The organism is Tenacibaculum aiptasiae (assembly GCF_008806755.1).
Lineage (GTDB): Bacteria > Bacteroidota > Bacteroidia > Flavobacteriales > Flavobacteriaceae > Polaribacter > Polaribacter aiptasiae.
The window spans coordinates 55,411-71,274 of the sequence record NZ_WAAU01000003.1; the positions used below are offsets into that span (position 1 = coordinate 55,411).

Annotated in this window: 16 protein-coding genes; 6 read left to right on the top strand and 10 right to left on the bottom strand. The window is 30.8% G+C overall.

The genetic code is table 11. The annotated features are described in order from the left end of the window. Nucleotides 1–4: 4 nt before the first annotated feature. From F7018_RS18215 to F7018_RS00325, 8 genes are all read right to left on the bottom strand, one after another. On the bottom strand, nt 5–148 hold the full coding sequence (locus F7018_RS18215; protein WP_175578594.1) for a hypothetical protein: 144 nt from the start codon (nt 146–148) through the stop codon (nt 5–7). A 17-nt stretch (nt 149–165) separates the two neighbouring features. Beyond that, nucleotides 166–603, bottom strand: coding sequence for a hypothetical protein (locus F7018_RS00295; RefSeq protein ID WP_150897980.1), 438 nt, complete (start codon nt 601–603; stop codon nt 166–168). A gap of 69 nt (nt 604–672) precedes the next feature. Further along, nucleotides 673–1,086 (bottom strand): phage holin family protein, encoded by a 414-nt coding sequence (locus F7018_RS00300; RefSeq protein WP_150897981.1) that lies wholly within the window; start codon nt 1,084–1,086, stop codon nt 673–675. Next, complete coding sequence (locus F7018_RS00305) at nt 1,079–1,507, bottom strand: TIGR02594 family protein (protein WP_150897982.1); 429 nt, start codon at nt 1,505–1,507, stop codon at nt 1,079–1,081. The genes F7018_RS00300 and F7018_RS00305 overlap by 8 nt, the downstream gene beginning before the upstream one ends. A 195-nt stretch (nt 1,508–1,702) precedes the next feature. Then, on the bottom strand, nt 1,703–2,128 hold the full coding sequence (locus F7018_RS00310; RefSeq protein ID WP_150897983.1) for a hypothetical protein: 426 nt from the start codon (nt 2,126–2,128) through the stop codon (nt 1,703–1,705). A gap of 312 nt (nt 2,129–2,440) precedes the next feature. Next, nucleotides 2,441–2,893, bottom strand: coding sequence for an SMI1/KNR4 family protein (locus F7018_RS00315; protein WP_150897984.1), 453 nt, complete (start codon nt 2,891–2,893; stop codon nt 2,441–2,443). A gap of 108 nt (nt 2,894–3,001) precedes the next feature. Next, nucleotides 3,002–3,487: an SMI1/KNR4 family protein gene (locus F7018_RS00320; RefSeq protein ID WP_150897985.1), complete on the bottom strand. Its 486-nt coding sequence runs from the start codon at nt 3,485–3,487 to the stop codon at nt 3,002–3,004. Between the two features lie 373 nt (nt 3,488–3,860). Further along, nucleotides 3,861–7,430 carry a hypothetical protein gene (locus tag F7018_RS00325; RefSeq protein WP_150897986.1) on the bottom strand — a complete coding sequence of 1,190 codons (3,570 nt, stop codon included), beginning with the start codon at nt 7,428–7,430 and terminating at the stop codon, nt 3,861–3,863. A gap of 336 nt (nt 7,431–7,766) precedes the next feature. Between F7018_RS00325 and F7018_RS00330 the strand changes: the two genes are divergently transcribed. The 3 genes from F7018_RS00330 to F7018_RS00340 are packed head-to-tail and all read left to right on the top strand — an operon-like array spanning nt 7,767 to nt 9,901. Then, nucleotides 7,767–8,567 carry an XRE family transcriptional regulator gene (locus F7018_RS00330; RefSeq protein ID WP_150897987.1) on the top strand — a complete coding sequence of 267 codons (801 nt, stop codon included), beginning with the start codon at nt 7,767–7,769 and terminating at the stop codon, nt 8,565–8,567. 12 nt (nt 8,568–8,579) lie between these two features. Further along, the gene (locus F7018_RS00335) at nt 8,580–9,206 is read left to right on the top strand and encodes a DUF6973 domain-containing protein (RefSeq protein WP_246175013.1); all 627 of its coding nucleotides are present in this window, start codon (nt 8,580–8,582) and stop codon (nt 9,204–9,206) included. After that, nucleotides 9,206–9,901, top strand: coding sequence for an alpha/beta fold hydrolase (locus F7018_RS00340; protein WP_150897988.1), 696 nt, complete (start codon nt 9,206–9,208; stop codon nt 9,899–9,901). Before F7018_RS00335 ends, F7018_RS00340 begins: the two co-directional genes overlap by 1 nt. A 5-nt stretch (nt 9,902–9,906) precedes the next feature. Here F7018_RS00340 and F7018_RS00345 read toward each other — a convergent pair whose 3' ends face one another. Next, nucleotides 9,907–10,815, bottom strand: a complete 909-nt coding sequence (locus F7018_RS00345) for a helix-turn-helix domain-containing protein (protein WP_150897989.1) — start codon at nt 10,813–10,815, stop codon at nt 9,907–9,909. A gap of 233 nt (nt 10,816–11,048) precedes the next feature. Beyond that, nucleotides 11,049–12,152 carry a type 1 glutamine amidotransferase domain-containing protein gene (locus F7018_RS00350; RefSeq protein WP_150897990.1) on the bottom strand — a complete coding sequence of 368 codons (1,104 nt, stop codon included), beginning with the start codon at nt 12,150–12,152 and terminating at the stop codon, nt 11,049–11,051. Nucleotides 12,153–12,376: 224 nt separating this feature from the next. Here F7018_RS00350 and F7018_RS00355 point away from each other — a divergent pair, with 224 nt between their 5' ends. The 3 genes from F7018_RS00355 to F7018_RS00365 are packed head-to-tail and all read left to right on the top strand — an operon-like array spanning nt 12,377 to nt 15,838. Beyond that, nucleotides 12,377–13,054, top strand: coding sequence for a succinate dehydrogenase cytochrome b subunit (locus tag F7018_RS00355; RefSeq protein WP_150897991.1), 678 nt, complete (start codon nt 12,377–12,379; stop codon nt 13,052–13,054). A gap of 12 nt (nt 13,055–13,066) precedes the next feature. Then, nucleotides 13,067–15,082, top strand: coding sequence for a fumarate reductase/succinate dehydrogenase flavoprotein subunit (locus F7018_RS00360; RefSeq protein ID WP_150897992.1), 2,016 nt, complete (start codon nt 13,067–13,069; stop codon nt 15,080–15,082). Nucleotides 15,083–15,091: 9 nt separating this feature from the next. Continuing rightward, nucleotides 15,092–15,838, top strand: coding sequence for a succinate dehydrogenase/fumarate reductase iron-sulfur subunit (locus F7018_RS00365; protein WP_150897993.1), 747 nt, complete (start codon nt 15,092–15,094; stop codon nt 15,836–15,838). Nucleotides 15,839–15,864 lie beyond the last annotated feature (26 nt).

The following is a 15,864-nucleotide window of genomic DNA, read 5'->3' on the forward strand; positions in this document are numbered from 1 at the left end:
ATATTTATTCTTCTTCCAATACAGGCATCAAAACATTTATTGAGTTAAATACATTATGTGCTTCTAACAAACTAAAAACACCTTTGCTTTGTGCATATTCTATACATTGAATTAAATACGTAATTGCTTCTTTTTGTTCTTTTTTCATTGCTTTTGATACAAAAATTATCTTTTTATAATGTACCACTTGTCAGTGGATACAAATACTATATCTGCCGATTCATTTTTACCTAATGCAACAGTTTCTGGATACGTTGTAACACCAACTACTTTATCTATAGTTACTGTACCCTCTCCTCTATTAAAAACAAGCATATTTCTTGCTTTTAATCCTAATGGTATACTTACTGTTGTAGAAAAAGCTTCATCGGTAGTTATTAAACCGTCGAGATGAGTAATTGTATAATTTCCTCCAAACTCTCTTATTGGCATTTCTGAAATAGCTCTCACCTCTCCTGTCTCATCAATTACAAACCTACGATTTGCCTCACCTTCAGGCTGTTTACTATCTATATAGCTATCAATTAAATCTGCGTACTGTTGTTGCGTTGGCTTATCACCTGTTTCAAAATACTTTTTTAATGTTTCTTTGTTTTGTTTCATGTTTATTCTTTTTTATCTGTTTTTAATTTTTCTGATAAAAAAGAGACTGCTAAAAACAACTGTTAGCATCTAAACTTTTTTCTCTTCTTCTGTTAATTGCTCTACTGTACTATGCAACCCACTTTGTTTTAAAAAATTATGTAATGCTTTAAATGGATTCACCCCATAAATTTTGTTATAATTTTCTAAAATTGATTTTATCTCTGTTATAGCAATAAACCCTGCTATTATTTTTAGAAATGGCACTTCATTAACAATATGCTTTTCTAAAAAATATGCCGATATAATTACTAAATTGTAAATAAAAAATTTAGAAATTGTATGCCCTAAACGTATACTCCGAATAGGAACTGCATGTTTTATTGCTGCATACGATCCAGTAATAAAATCGACAACAATAAGCAACATCATTGTTGTTAAAACTCCATTTAAGGGAGATAGTAAAGCTAGCAACCAAAAAATTATGTTTGATAACTTATCCATCTTTCCTTAGTTTTCTATAATCCAATATTTTGTTTTTAGGGTATGCTTTTATACTTACACTATTCCCTTGATTCCCTCCAAGTATATATACATATCGTTTTGTTTCTTTAATAAAGAAACCAACATGTCCCTTCCAACTTCTTGGGTCTTCTCTCCAGAGAACAACTACATCTCCCGTTTTAGGAGCACTTGTAGAAGTTCCTACTGTTAACCAACTTCTGGCTGTTAATCTATTAGAACGTTCATAGCCTGCTATTTTTGCTACCCAATTGGCAAAAGCACTACACCAAGCTGTCTCGTCTTTTAGCTTAGCTCCGTCGAAGCCCATTGAGGTAAAATAATTTATAATTTGCGGGTGATCTTTAGATCCTTTTACTTCTTTTACACCGTATTGCGATAATGCAACTGATATTATACTCATACATCTGTTTAATTTTTGGTGTTAGCAGACAAAACTTTTTTAAGTTTTTGATTCTTTTTTCTTTTTCTGTACCCGAAAGAGGTTTAATCAACTTTTTTAGTTTCTGCTTAACTTTAAGGGTTAATAAATCTATCAACTGTTAGAAAGCGAATACAAATATACAACATATTACAAACTATACAAGTAAAAATATAATTATTTTTGTAATATGTTTGTAGTTTCGTTTTTACTAAAATAAACCAACCCATTTTTTACTGAAGGAGTATCTATAAAAACACTTTTATAAGTATCAAATTGTATAGAAAAATCTTGTTTATAATTCAACACTTCGAAATACATACCACAACCTTCTATTTGAATTCCAAGTTCGAAGTTTATTTTTTCTAAATCTTTATTCTCAATAGACTCATTTGCAGTAACAAGCATTGTATAATTGTAAGAAACATCTTTAATTTTAGTAGAAAAGGTTATCTGAAAAGATTCATTATCAAAATACTCCTTAGATGCTTTATTATTTATTACAGATAGTGATCCTGATAAATCGACACTGTTCTTTTTCTTTGCAATTTTAAATATCCTATCATAGAATACTCTTTTTTTTTGACCATCATTTTTTCTCATAGCTTGAAGGTTTTTAAAAATTTATAATATCATCTAAACATACTAACATATGTTTAAAAATCCTTTAAAATAACTACTATTAATTTGTTAAAACACGCAATTTTTGTTTTATAAAAGACAAACTACCTCATAGCTTTTGTAATTTATCTTATTACTTTTTTTTAAGAAAATAAAAATCGTCTTTTCAGACGATTTTTACAATTAAATTTATAAAGTTATTGTTTTTCTCAAGGAGGACTCGTAGGTCTATCATCCGTTAATAGACCATACTTTTCATTTTCTTTAAAAGATTTGAAGTTTACAAGTACACAACTACTTAATATTATCTATAAAATTAGTAAAAGAATCTGTTATATATTGTAACTCACTACCATCCCAATAATGAAGGTAGACAAAACCATAATCTTGTTTTCTAGTAGAAATACAATAGACTGCTCCTCCAGAGTTCTGACCGAAAGGATATAAAAAAGCAGGTAATTCCCTCTCCTCAATCTGATAATTATCAATAATTTCATTAACTGTTACCAAATCATGTAAAGCATCCAACACATCTTTATTTTGATAATCTAAATCAATAGAATAGAAAAAATCAAAATCAAATTCTAAGTCTACTTTTTTAGAGTAAAAATTCGATTTATCTGGATACCCTCCATTATTCTGCAGAATAAACTCTAAATACGAATTAGGTAAATTTAAATTATACTTTTTCACAAACTTATCAAGCTTATTTAATGAAACTCTTTCAATACCATCTGTTATATTCATTTTTCTTATACTTAAATTTTCATTTAGTTTTAGATTGTTTAATTCTAAAAACGAAAACAATCACTAACCGTCCCAGTAACTTTTATTTTACTCCTCTAAAACTTTTTATTAAAAATCATTTTCATATTTCTCTACATCCTCAAGAGTCTCTATAAATTTACTAAAAGAATCACTAATAAAAGTAGGTTCATCATAAGTACCATCTAAATAAACCAAAAAAACCTTTCCAAAACTTTCATCTTTCATTGAAAGACAAAACTTAGCACCCCCTTCATCATCTGCAAAAGGATATAAGTAAGGTGGTATATTTTTCTCTATTATTTGATGTGTCCTTATTATTTCTCTAGAAGATAATAAAGCAACCTCATCTTTATTAAATCTATAATCACTAAGAGAAACACTATAAAAACTATCCACAATCAAACCATCATCATACGGATTACCATAAGCTGTCAAATTAGGGTATCCTCCATTATTTTTTAAAATAAAATCAATATAAGATTCTGGTAACCTTAAATCAAACTCATTGATAAATATATTTAAATCCGATATTTTTATTGATTCATCACTTAACTCTAACTTTAATTTTTTCATTTTATTTAAATTTCTTTTTTCTGTTTTTACAACAAGGTAATACCCATCTATCAAAAACCCTTATAAAGCTTCGTTAAAATCGTTTTCAAAATCATAGTTCAACCCTTTTATTTCTCCTAACTAAACTAAGTACTCTTCTATATAGAAATCACCACACCCACCAGAAAACACCACTAAACTCTTAAAATTCGTTTTATATTTAAAGTGTTTTTTACCATATATATGTGAATGCATAATTTTATTTTTAAGGTTTATTAAAAACAAACCTCACCCAACCCTTCTCTGCTTAATACAGAGAAAGGAACCAAACACTCTTATAATTATTTAGTATTTTTTTACGGGTGAGGCTTGAAGAAAACGTGCATTAAAACACTTATGCTACATTATTGGTCTGACCAATAATATCAAAGTCTACTCCATCTGGAGAACCACCTATCTTACTAGAGCTAGACGAAAACAACCCTTGCCCTTCACAATCTGGATTACATGGCAAACCTCCTTCATTTAAAACTACTGAGTCTGCCTGAAGAACAGTTAACGCAGTTGGAACACGAGTCTCCCAAGTACCTTCAACTTCTCCTTCAATAGTTTGCATCTCTTCAGCAACTGAGATATATAAATCATCATCTACATCGGTAACCATTCCTTGACCATTCCAAATTTCTCCTGTTTTCATGTACCAGTTAACAGCTTCTTCAAATCCAGGACGTACTGGTACTACACTTCTTGCCATACCACTTTGTAAAAAGGCTTGAAAAATAGGGTCGCTACCTTCATTATATTCAAAATTAGCTTCCCAATTATCTTCATTACCATAAAAATATGGATAAAAAGTATAGGCCATAATTTCCCAATCAAAAGCTTGCTCAAAAAACTTAACAACCTCTGAGTGCTTTTGAAATTCCGGAGTTCTAGCTACATGTTTAGAATCCGAAACTTTTCCTTCTTCTTTATAATTATCTCTAAACGTAACGAGATTATGAGCTCTAGCTATTAAATCAATAGCAATACGTTTTAACTCTCGTTTTTCAATACCACGATTAATTTGAGAGCTTAATTCTTTTTTCTTTTCAGATGGCTCATCATTCGTATTTTGATTTTCAATAAACTCATTATACTCTTGTAAACGCTCATTATAAGCATCCATAATAGCTTTATAAGTTTCATTTCTCCATTCCTCTAATGCTTTTTCAGTTAATTCACATTTAATAGACACATTAATATTTGCTGCATGATAACCTACACATGAATACGAAACAGGCACTCTTTCAGTATATTTTTCTATACTTTTATAAGTATTAACACCATTACTACCATAGAAAGAAGCTGAGAATGGGAGAGAACCAACAGTAACACTAGCACCTACTCCATCTCCTTTGAGAAGTTTAAAACTAGCATAAGCTGAAGACGATTGATACCCTTCTGGTATAATAACATCTCCACTTCCATGAATTAACTCATCATAATCTCCTTTCCCATTAGACATTCCTGAAAACGATTTACCTGCATAAGTAATTTCTTCTGGTCTTGATTTTACCTCAGCGTTATATTGAGATGCTAAATACTGATAATTCTTTTCTGTTAAATATTCTACCGATGAAATTCCATTGGAAAGCTTACTCGGATGTATTGGTTTTTTAGGTTCAATTAATCCTTTGTTTGTAACATTATCTCCTCCTTTGTTTTCTAAATAAGATTCAATAAAAAACTTAGCTGGCTCTGGTAACGCAAACTCATACATTAAACGTTTACCATAGTTAATTAATTTATTTTTATAAATCTTATCTACCCAACGGTACACTCCTGTTACATGCTCATCTCCTTTTCTATTATCAAAACCATGTGTGTTATTTTCTTCAAATTCTTTTAAAATTCGAGAAGTTCTCTTAGAGCTTACTTTCTGCACTACACGTTCTAAAGCACGCTCTGTAACCTCTTGTGCATAAGTTTGAGCCTGTGAATTTGAATTTGAAGCTGAACTAGAAGACGATGTATTAAAATTCGTACCTGCATTAAACGTTGTTCCTCCAAATCCACCACTAACACTTGCATTCGCTCCAAAACTAGTTGCAGTATCTTCATTAATAATAGAAGACGTTTCACTTTGCAACTCATTTCGCTCTGTTGAAGTAGTATCTGTTAAGTTTTCAACCTCTCTCTCTGTCGTTTTTTCTGTTGTTTGCTCTGAAGACGTTAAATTCCTAGTAGAACGCTCTTTATACTCACGCGCCATAATATTCTCAATATGCGAAACTTCACCTGGAACATAACAACACACCTCTTGTTCTACACGTCTAAAATCTGCAATTCCTAATTGAGACACTCCATATAAAATACCATCTGCAACTTCAGTAACCTCATTTTCAACTTCAGAACCTTGTCCTTCTCCAGAACCGGCTCCTTCTCCTCCATTTTCAACAACTTTTGTAGCAACACCTGAATACTCCCCTACAAACCTATAATCAACACCAAAAAAGAAATTTACTATTTTTTCAGTATCAATAAACAGAACTGAATTAAATCTTAGTTTAACTCCATTATTTAATGTTAATTCTCCTTCAAAAATATATTCGCCAGAAGTTAACATTTGACCATCAGGAAAAAAACTTAAACTCAATAAGCCTTTATTTTTTGAAAGCTCTCTAACTTTAGTATTAGCAATAGCTCCACCTCCGTTTTTCTTTTTTAATCCATAAGTAGCATTGGTAACATACGCATTAGCATAACCTACATTTAAATTCATTGAAATAGAACTTTCGCCTTTGACAAAAGAAGGTATAACCGCTCCTACATACGAATACAATTGAGCTCCCTTAAGAGCATCCAATGTTACAGTTGCACCCCCTATAGCTACTTTTTTTGCTTCTTCAGGTGTTTTCTCATATACGAATTGATAATCTTTTTTAATCTCATCTCTTAAAACTCTTTTTACTTCACCAAAGGTATCATACTGCTTTAATTCATCTAATTTTAATAACGCTAATGTCTCTGTTGAAAAGGTAGAATCATCACCTCTTACAACTTCTTCACCTCTTACAAATTCAAACTTAGGTAACTGTAATTCAGGATAAGTCTTTAACTCTTTCTGAAACCCAGTTTTTGAATCTACAATAGTTTGAATTTTAGGAGTAGCATCTTGCTGAATTTGCTCTATAGAAGCCTCATAAGTTTTCACCTCTGCATCATATCTTGCTTTTTCAACTTTCTTATATAAAACTTCCTTTTGCTCTAATTCTTTTAAAGATGTTTCATATTTTTTAATCTTATCCTTAGCTAATGCAACTTTCAAATCTGCTTGCATATAATCTTGAGAAGCCTTTGATAAAGCTGGCTGACTTATCCCTATTCCATTAGAACCTGAAATAACAATTCCTTTAGGAATAATTACACTTGCATTTGCTCTACGAACAAATTCTGCTTTTTCTTCTTTTGAAAAAATAGGAGAACCTTCTTTAGGAACAATAGTAGGTCTAAAATTTTTAAATTTTTCAACAAACCTATATCCAATAAGTATTTGAATAATTGCTTCTCTTACTGAAGTAGATTTTTTATTTATGGTATTATAAAATAATTGATCCCATAAAACAGCTTCAAAGTTCTCTATGCGCTTACTAACTCCATCTTTAGGTAAGTTTTCCGTAATACTTACATATGAAAGGTTTGACTTATTTCTCCCAAGCCAAAGAGAAAATCTATACAATTCAGAATCTGTTTTTTTAACATCTAATCGAGTGGTAAAAGGCGTAAAATTTGTTTTATAAGCATTTAATAACGCAGTTTTTCGCGCCGCTTCTGTAGTTACTCCATCAATAGCTGTTAGCGCCTTATTACTCAACCCTTGATCCTCTGGGAAAGAAATAAATCCTAATTCCTTATCATCAATTAATTGTGGACTACGTAATGTTACAAACCTAAAAAGGTTTGATTTAATCGGTTTACTCATTTTTAATAAAATTTTAATTGTTTTTCTAATTAAGCTCTCAACAAGAGCTACTGTTTTTTCGCCTTCTAACAGTTTCTACACGTTAATACTTCTTAATTAGTTTTTAAGAAAAGTGACATTCAATAAAATGTTTGAATATCATAGAATGAAATTTTAAAAAAATGAATATTACAAGTTAAAACTTCTAAAAAACAGTTACTATTTTTATACAAATGTTTGATTATTAAAGATTTTATGTATATTAGCAACTTATTTACAATGCAAATATATAACATTTTACAAATAAAACAAAACAAAAGTTTAATTATTCTGTAAAATGATTAAAAACAAAACAAAATGGGGATAGCAGAAAAAATAACTTCGATAAGAGATACCTTTCATTTAAATAACTTTTCCTTTTCTAAAAGAATTGGAGTAACAGGTACTACTATAGACAGTATTATTAATGGAAGACCTCAGAAAGACGGTACTAGAAAGAGAACTAAACCTGGATATGATGTTTTAAAAGCCATTATAGATGAATTTGACATTAATCCTGAGTATCTATTTGGTAAAAGCGATTTAATGCTAAAATCGGATTCCTCTACAACTCAAACATATTCTGGAGTACCACAAGTAATTTCTGTAAATTCATCAGGAAATGAAAACGTAATTTATGTTCCTATACAAGCTAGAGCAGGATATTTATCTGGTTATGGAGACACCAACTATATTGAACAATTACCTTCTTTTAATATGCCACATTTAAATAATGGCACATTTAGGTGCTTTGAGGTACAAGGAAACTCAATGGTACGTACTTTTTTTGATGGTGATTTGGTTTTTGGTAAATTCATTGAAAACCTAAACGAAATAAAAGACGGTCGTGTTTATATTATTGTGAGTAAAAATGATGGAATTGTACTTAAACGTGTTATCAACAGAATAGAAGAACGAGGAAAGCTAATTTTAAAAAGCGATAATAAAGACGGAAACTACCCTACTTACACTATTAACGTTGAAGAAATAATGGAAGTTTGGTACGTTACGATGTTTGCCTCAAAACAAATGCCCGAACCTGTTGATGTATATGATAGATTACATGATTTAGAAAGTAAAATTGTGGAATTACAAGAACAGATTAATCACAACAATTAAATATTTTTATTATTGAATTTTAAGATAACTTTTTTATCTATTTTTCTTTTTTTAAACTCTATTGTTTTCTCACAATCTAACTGGAAAAAGTTTAAAAAATTATCTCATCAGAAAAAGATGTGGGTAATATCTCATCCATTTAAAGCTAAAAAAGCTTTGGATGTTTCACGTGAAGCAAATAGAATTGCTGACTCTATTAAAAAGTCTCCTTTATTAGACGGAGATCCCTCTGGCGGACAAGTAGACGCCTTTCGTCATGCTTTTTGGATGGCTAGTTTACGACAAAAAATAGGTCTTAATGCAGCACGCTCTCTAGGAAAAGCTCATGAAAGAGAAAATTACAAAACTTATAAGAAACGAAAACTAGAAGACGGAGTTATTCCTGATAAAATATCAACCACCATGGATTTGTTTAATAATGAATTCGGATTGTCACTTACTTACAAAGGAAGTAAAACTCCTAAAAACGGATTAATCTACAGAATTATTAACGCCATACATGCTGGAAAATTAAAAATTATTAAAAAAGATAAAAACGGTCGTTTCTTAACCTGTAAAAATGAACTCATTAGTCAGGAATCATTAAACGGGAAATGGGAAAACAATAAATGTTTGGTAAACTCTAATACTGACAGATAATGCAAAAGGTATATTTTATTTCTGGCACTATGTGTACTGCTGATTTATGGCAATTTGTATTTCCTAACTTAGAAAACATTGATCCTATCCATATTGACATTAGTAATGCTAACTCTTTTGAAGACATAAACAGTATAATTCTATCAAAAATTGAAACTGAAACACCTGTAACTATTGTTGGTTTCTCATTAGGTGGGTTTTCTGCTTTAAATTTTGCTATTCATTTTCCTAATAAGATTAAAAAGTTAATTATTGTTGCAGCAAACACCAATGGTTTAAATGATAAGGAAATCTCATTAAGAAAAAGCACTATTGATTTTTTAGAAAAACACAGCTACAAAGGAATATCTCAAGCTAGAATTCAACAATTTTTACATCCAGATAATCATAGCAATCCAAAAATTACTGGAATTATAAAAAAAATGGATAGTGATTTAGGAAAAAAAGTTTTAATCCAACAGTTAAAAGCTACTTCTTCTAGAGTAGACATATCTCAACAAATTACTCAATTAAATATTCCAATATTATTTATTTCTGCTGAAAATGACACCTTGGTTCCTTCAGAAGCAATCAAAAAAACTGCTAATAATACTTTAAAAGGAAAATTTATTAGTATTAAAAATTGTGGTCATATGATTCCTTTAGAAAAACCAAAAGAGTTATCTGGTATTTTGAATGTTATCTTGAAAGATTAAACAATCTATCTATTCTTTCTGAAATTGGAAGGTGTTATTCCCTCAAACTTTTTAAACGCACTATTAAAAGAAGATAAGCTTCCAAACCCTATTTCAAACGCTATTGATGAAATGGTAAACTTTTCGTTTTTAGAATCTAACAGCATTTTTTTAGCTTCCTCTACCCTATAATAATTAATAAAATCATTAAAATTTCGTTTTCCATATTCATTAATTATCGATGATGTTTTTTGTGTACTCTCCCCTATTAAATTACTTAATTTAGAAAGTGTTAAATCTGGTTTCAAATACAACTCATCATCTATAATTAATTTAGATATTTGATTAAATAATACTAAATCGTTATTAAGTTTAAATGCATCTCCATCTATTTCTGTAGCTTTTAGCTCAAAAGCCTTATAACTGAGAAAATAAATAATTACTGAATACATTATAGGACCAATAATATAAGGAACCGATTCTTCTATAAGGTTCAAAAAGTAGGAAATCCAAATAACAACAAAACCTATAACAACTAGCTTTAACCAATCGAATATTGCTTTTTGCGATTTTGTTTGTGCTTCATTTTTTACTTCTCTTCTTTTGTCTCTTAGTATTTTCCATGAAAGCCCTATATAAAAAGCAAAATGTAAATAAATGAACAGAAGTACACTTGAAAGTAAAATTATAACTATTCTATCATTTTCAAATGATTCTTTGGTTATAAAAAAACTCATTACAAATACGAGAAAAAAAGGAATTAACTCTAAAAAATAAGTCTTTAAAAACTTAAAGTTTGGCTTAGTCATTCCTAAAGTGTACCACCTAAGAAAAGGACCTATTAATAGTAAAAAAGCAAGTCCAGCAAAGATAAATATAGGTTCCAAATCGTCACCAAAATTCATCATTACCGATTTTCCTATTCTAAATGCCATAAAAATCAAAATCAACCCTAATAATAAATTAGTTAATGTTTTTTTCTTTTTAAAAAAGCATAAGTAAAATGCAAATAAGATTCCGTGCAATAAGCCTGCACTACTAATAATTATAAGAAGTATTTCTAAAAAACTCAACAGAATATTTTTATCAAATTTATAAATATTTACTAAAAAGTAAAGCACAAACCCCTATATAGGTTTATGCTTCTAAAAACAATCAAAAGTGTTTTTTATTTATTTTTAGCCTTATTTTTAGCATAAGATGTTAACCCAAGTAAACCAAAGAAACGACCTATTTCTCCTTTCATTCCTGCAATAACACTATGAGATGCTAACAATAATCTATCTATTGATTTATTTTCACTTATTAATAGTTTATCAATTAACTCTTTTGCTTTTTTGGATCCTTCATTTTCGTATACCTGTAAAACTTTTACGGCGTTCTCTTCTCCTGTTATTTTTCTGTATTTAGGTGTATAACCTAATTGTTTCACCATTGTTTCTGCTAGTTTCCATGTAGACCATGGGTTTTGTCCAGTAATTAAATTATTATCGTGACTTATCGTTTCTAAATACATCGTTCCTTCATGAAACTTAGCTCCCTTAGACACTAATTTATCTTGTAATAAGAATGGAAATATTGATTCTGCATCTGGTATTAACAACAGTTCTTCTTTATTCGTAAAACTACTTACAGTCTTATTTTCTAATAGATGGGTTCCATTATCAAGAGTTACATTTACTAATGCTGATGGACCATGACAAACTGCTCCTATAACTTTCCTTGATTGATATATTTTTTTTACAATTTCTTGAATTGCTTTATTATTTGGAAAATCGAACATTGCTCCCTTACCTCCTACAAAGTATACTGCTTCGTAATCTTCAGCAATTACATTATCTAAAGCAATTGTATTACTTGTTTTATATTGTGCTATTGGGTCATTTAAAAAAGCATAATCAAATTCTCTCATATCATCTTTATCTATTACTACAGGTGGTTTTCCTCCTAACGGACTTGCTACATCTACTTCAAAACCATTTGCTTTAAAAACATAATAAGCTCTTGATAATTCAGTTAATTCATACCCTGTACTCTTTCCACTATTCCCCATCGTATTAGTACTGGTAACAACTGCTAATATTTTCCCTCTATTAGAAATTACATTTTGCGATAAGTAAGCAATATCTTCTGCTTTACTCTTTGTTAAATCTTTTTTCATTTCTTCAAGAGGTAAAAGATTTATAAACCAAAGTCCAAAAGAAACAATAAGAATTACTAAACTAAGGATTGAAATTAAGGTCCATTTTAGTTTTGGATATTTTTTAAGCATGGTATTTATTTTTAATAATTATGCTGCTAATTACTATAAACAAACCCGTAAAGACTGAGTAAATGATAATTTCGTCAGAGGAAAAGATTATTTAATCAATTATTTTTTAAGAAACTACACCCTCTATTTAAACCCATTCTAAATATTTAAGAAAAGAATTCGTAAAGTTTGTCCGTGTAGCCTTTAGCTCTTAAATTTGTATTATAATATAATCAATAAACAAAATAATGGGATTATTAAAATCTTCGATAGGAAGAAAATTTGCCATGGCACTTTCGGCGTTCTTCTTGATGTTTTTCTTATTACAGCACTTTGCAATTAACATTACTTCAATTTTTCCAGACAATGGAGCAACATTTAACAAGTTATCCCACTTTATGGGGACTAATGCGTTAGTACAATACGTAATGCAACCTGTCTTAATTTTTGGTGTAATTTTTCACTTTGTAATGGGATTTGTATTAGAAGCAAAAAACTGGAGTGCAAGAAAAGTAAGTTATGCTAAAAATAATGGTGCGGCCAATTCTACTTGGATGAGTAGAAACATGATTTGGTCTGGTGCAGCTATTTTAGCTTTTGTTGTTTTACACTTTATCGATTTTTGGTTTCCAGAAATCAACACTAAGTTTATTCAAGGTGACTGGAGTGGTTTACACGATGGAGAATTTAGATATTTCCACGAGTTACAACACAAGTTTTTAAGTCCAATTAGAGTTGGTGCTTATGTTGTTGCATTTGTATTCTTAGCAATGCACTTGTTACATGGCTTTAATTCAGCTTTTCAATCAGTTGGAGCAAATAATAAATATACTAAAGGATTGAAAACATTTAGTAAAATTTATGCAATTGGTATTCCTGTAGGATTCATCATCATTGCTTTATTTCACCATTTCAATCATTAATACCTAATAAGTATGGCTACTTTAGATTCAAAAATTCCAAAAGGTCCATTAAAAGATAAATGGACATCTTATAAAGATAAAATTGACTTAGTAAATCCTGCCAACAAGCGTTTAATAGATGTAATTGTAGTTGGTACAGGTTTAGCAGGTGGTTCTGCTTCAGCAACATTAGCTGAATTAGGATACAATGTAAAAGCATTTGCTTATCAAGATTCACCTCGTCGTGCACACTCTATTGCTGCACAAGGTGGTATTAATGCTGCTAAAAACTATCAAGGTGATGGGGATTCTTTTTACCGTTTATTTTATGATACAGTAAAAGGAGGAGATTACCGTTCACGTGAAGCAAACGTATATCGTTTGGCTGAAGTTTCTGCTAATATTATTGACCAGTGTGTGGCACAAGGTGTTCCTTTTGCTCGTGATTATGGTGGTTTATTAGATAACCGTTCGTTTGGAGGTGTATTAGTATCTCGTACTTTTTATGCTAAAGGACAAACTGGACAACAGTTATTATTAGGTGCTTACTCAGCAATGAACCGTCAAATAGCTCGTGGTAAGATTGAAATGTTCAATCGTCATGAAATGTTAGATGTAGTTATTGTTGACGGAAAAGCACGTGGTATTATAGCTCGTAACTTAGTTACTGGTGAAATAGAGCGTCATTCTGCGCATGCTGTAGTTATTGCTTCTGGTGGATACGGAAATGTATATTTCTTATCTACAAACGCAATGGGATCTAACGCTACTGCTGCATGGAAAATTCATAAAAAAGGAGCGTATTTCGCAAATCCTTGTTATACACAAATTCACCCAACATGTATTCCTCGTTCTGGAGATTACCAATCGAAATTAACGTTAATGTCTGAATCATTACGTAATGATGGTAGAATTTGGGTTCCTAAGAATATGGATGATGTAATGGCAATTAGAGAAGGTCGTAAAAAACCAACTGATTTGTCTGAAGAAGAAAGAGATTATTACTTAGAAAGAAGATATCCTGCATTTGGTAACTTAGTACCTCGTGATGTTGCTTCTCGTGCTGCTAAAGAGCGTTGTGATGCTGGTTACGGAGTAAATGCTACTGGAGAGGCTGTATACTTAGATTTTAAATCGGCAATTGAGCGTTACGGTAAAGAGCAAGCTAAATTAAAAGGTATTGAAAATCCTTCAGCTGCTAAGATTACTGAATTAGGTGAAGCAATTGTTGAGGCTAAATATGGAAACTTATTCCAAATGTATGAGAAGATTGTTGATGACAATCCATATAAAACACCAATGATGATTTATCCTGCAACTCACTATACAATGGGTGGTATTTGGGTAGATTATAACTTAATGACTACTATTGATGGTTGTTATGCTATTGGTGAAGCAAATTTCTCTGATCACGGTGCTAACCGTTTAGGAGCTTCTGCTTTAATGCAAGGCTTAGCCGATGGTTACTTTGTATTACCTTATACAATTGGTGATTATTTATCAGGAGATATTCGTACTGGAAAAATCCCTACTGATACTAAAGAATTTGACGAAGCTGAAAAAGCTGTTAAAGATCGTATCGATTTCTTCGTAAACAATAAAGGAGAGCATTCTGTAGATTACTACCACAAAAAGCTGGGAGTTATTATGTGGGAAAAATGTGGAATGGCTCGTAACGAAAAAGGTTTAAAAGAAGCAATGACAGAAATTAAAGCTTTACGTGAAGATTTCTGGAAAAATGTAACAGTACCTGGAGGTGCAAACGAAATGAACCCAGAATTAGAAAAAGCTGGTCGTGTTGCTGATTTCTTAGAATTAGGAGAATTATTTGCTAAAGATGCCTTAAACAGAACAGAATCTTGTGGAGGTCACTTTAGAGAAGAATCTGTAGAATTAGATGGTCCTCAAAAAGGAGAAGCTAAACGTGACGATAAAAACTTTGCATACGTATCTGCTTGGGAATATAAAGGAGAGCCTGCTGATGCAGTTTTACACAAAGAAGAATTAGAATTTAACGATATTGAATTAAAACAACGTTCATACAAATAAGATAGTATTATGAATTTAACACTTAAAATTTGGCGTCAAAAAGGCGCAAGTGATAAAGGAAAAATGGTCGATTATAAAGTGACCGATATTTCTGAGCATATGTCTTTCTTAGAAATGATGGATGTATTAAACGAACAATTAATTAATAAAGGTGAAGAGCCTGTTGCATTTGACCATGACTGTCGTGAAGGAATTTGCGGTATGTGTTCTATGTATATTAATGGTGAAGCTCATGGTCCAGACCGTGGTGTAACTACTTGTCAGTTACACATGCGTATGTTTAAAGATGGTGATACGATTACTATTGAACCATGGAGAGCAGCTGCATTCCCTGTAATTAAAGATTTAGTGGTTGATAGAAGTTCTTTTGAACGTATTCAACAAGCTGGTGGATATATTTCAGTAAACACTTCTGGTAATACACAAGATGCTAATGCTATTCCTATTTCTAAGGAAGCTGCAGATAAAGCTATGGATGCTGCTACTTGTATTGGTTGTGGTGCTTGTGTTGCTACTTGTAAAAACTCATCTGCAATGTTATTCGTAGGTGCTAAAGTTTCGCAATATGCTTTATTACCTCAAGGACAAGTTGAAGCTACAGAACGTGTTAAAAACATGGTAGCTCAAATGGACTTAGAAGGTTTTGGTAACTGTACTAATACAGGTGCTTGTGAAATTGAGTGTCCTAAAGGAATTTCTTTAGAAAATATAGCTCGTATGAACTCTGAGTTTATAAAAGCTTCTTTAAAAGGATAAAAAACACCTTATATAAAATTAAAAAA

Excerpts from the sequence above, each read along its gene's own strand:
- F7018_RS00365 (WP_150897993.1), top strand. The coding sequence starts at position 15,092 with ATGAATTTAACACTTAAAATTTGGCGTCAAAAAGGCGCAAGTGATAAA.
- F7018_RS18215 (WP_175578594.1), bottom strand. The coding sequence starts at position 148 with ATGAAAAAAGAACAAAAAGAAGCAATTACGTATTTAATTCAATGTATA.
- F7018_RS00330 (WP_150897987.1), top strand. The coding sequence starts at position 7,767 with ATGGGGATAGCAGAAAAAATAACTTCGATAAGAGATACCTTTCATTTA.
- F7018_RS00300 (WP_150897981.1), bottom strand. The coding sequence starts at position 1,086 with ATGGATAAGTTATCAAACATAATTTTTTGGTTGCTAGCTTTACTATCT.
- F7018_RS00305 (WP_150897982.1), bottom strand. The coding sequence starts at position 1,507 with ATGAGTATAATATCAGTTGCATTATCGCAATACGGTGTAAAAGAAGTA.
- F7018_RS00315 (WP_150897984.1), bottom strand. The coding sequence starts at position 2,893 with ATGAATATAACAGATGGTATTGAAAGAGTTTCATTAAATAAGCTTGAT.
- F7018_RS00320 (WP_150897985.1), bottom strand. The coding sequence starts at position 3,487 with ATGAAAAAATTAAAGTTAGAGTTAAGTGATGAATCAATAAAAATATCG.
- F7018_RS00310 (WP_150897983.1), bottom strand. The coding sequence starts at position 2,128 with ATGAGAAAAAATGATGGTCAAAAAAAAAGAGTATTCTATGATAGGATA.
- F7018_RS00340 (WP_150897988.1), top strand. The coding sequence starts at position 9,206 with ATGCAAAAGGTATATTTTATTTCTGGCACTATGTGTACTGCTGATTTA.
- F7018_RS00295 (WP_150897980.1), bottom strand. The coding sequence starts at position 603 with ATGAAACAAAACAAAGAAACATTAAAAAAGTATTTTGAAACAGGTGAT.
- F7018_RS00345 (WP_150897989.1), bottom strand. The coding sequence starts at position 10,815 with ATGGCATTTAGAATAGGAAAATCGGTAATGATGAATTTTGGTGACGAT.
- F7018_RS00325 (WP_150897986.1), bottom strand. The coding sequence starts at position 7,430 with ATGAGTAAACCGATTAAATCAAACCTTTTTAGGTTTGTAACATTACGT.
- F7018_RS00360 (WP_150897992.1), top strand. The coding sequence starts at position 13,067 with ATGGCTACTTTAGATTCAAAAATTCCAAAAGGTCCATTAAAAGATAAA.
- F7018_RS00350 (WP_150897990.1), bottom strand. The coding sequence starts at position 12,152 with ATGCTTAAAAAATATCCAAAACTAAAATGGACCTTAATTTCAATCCTT.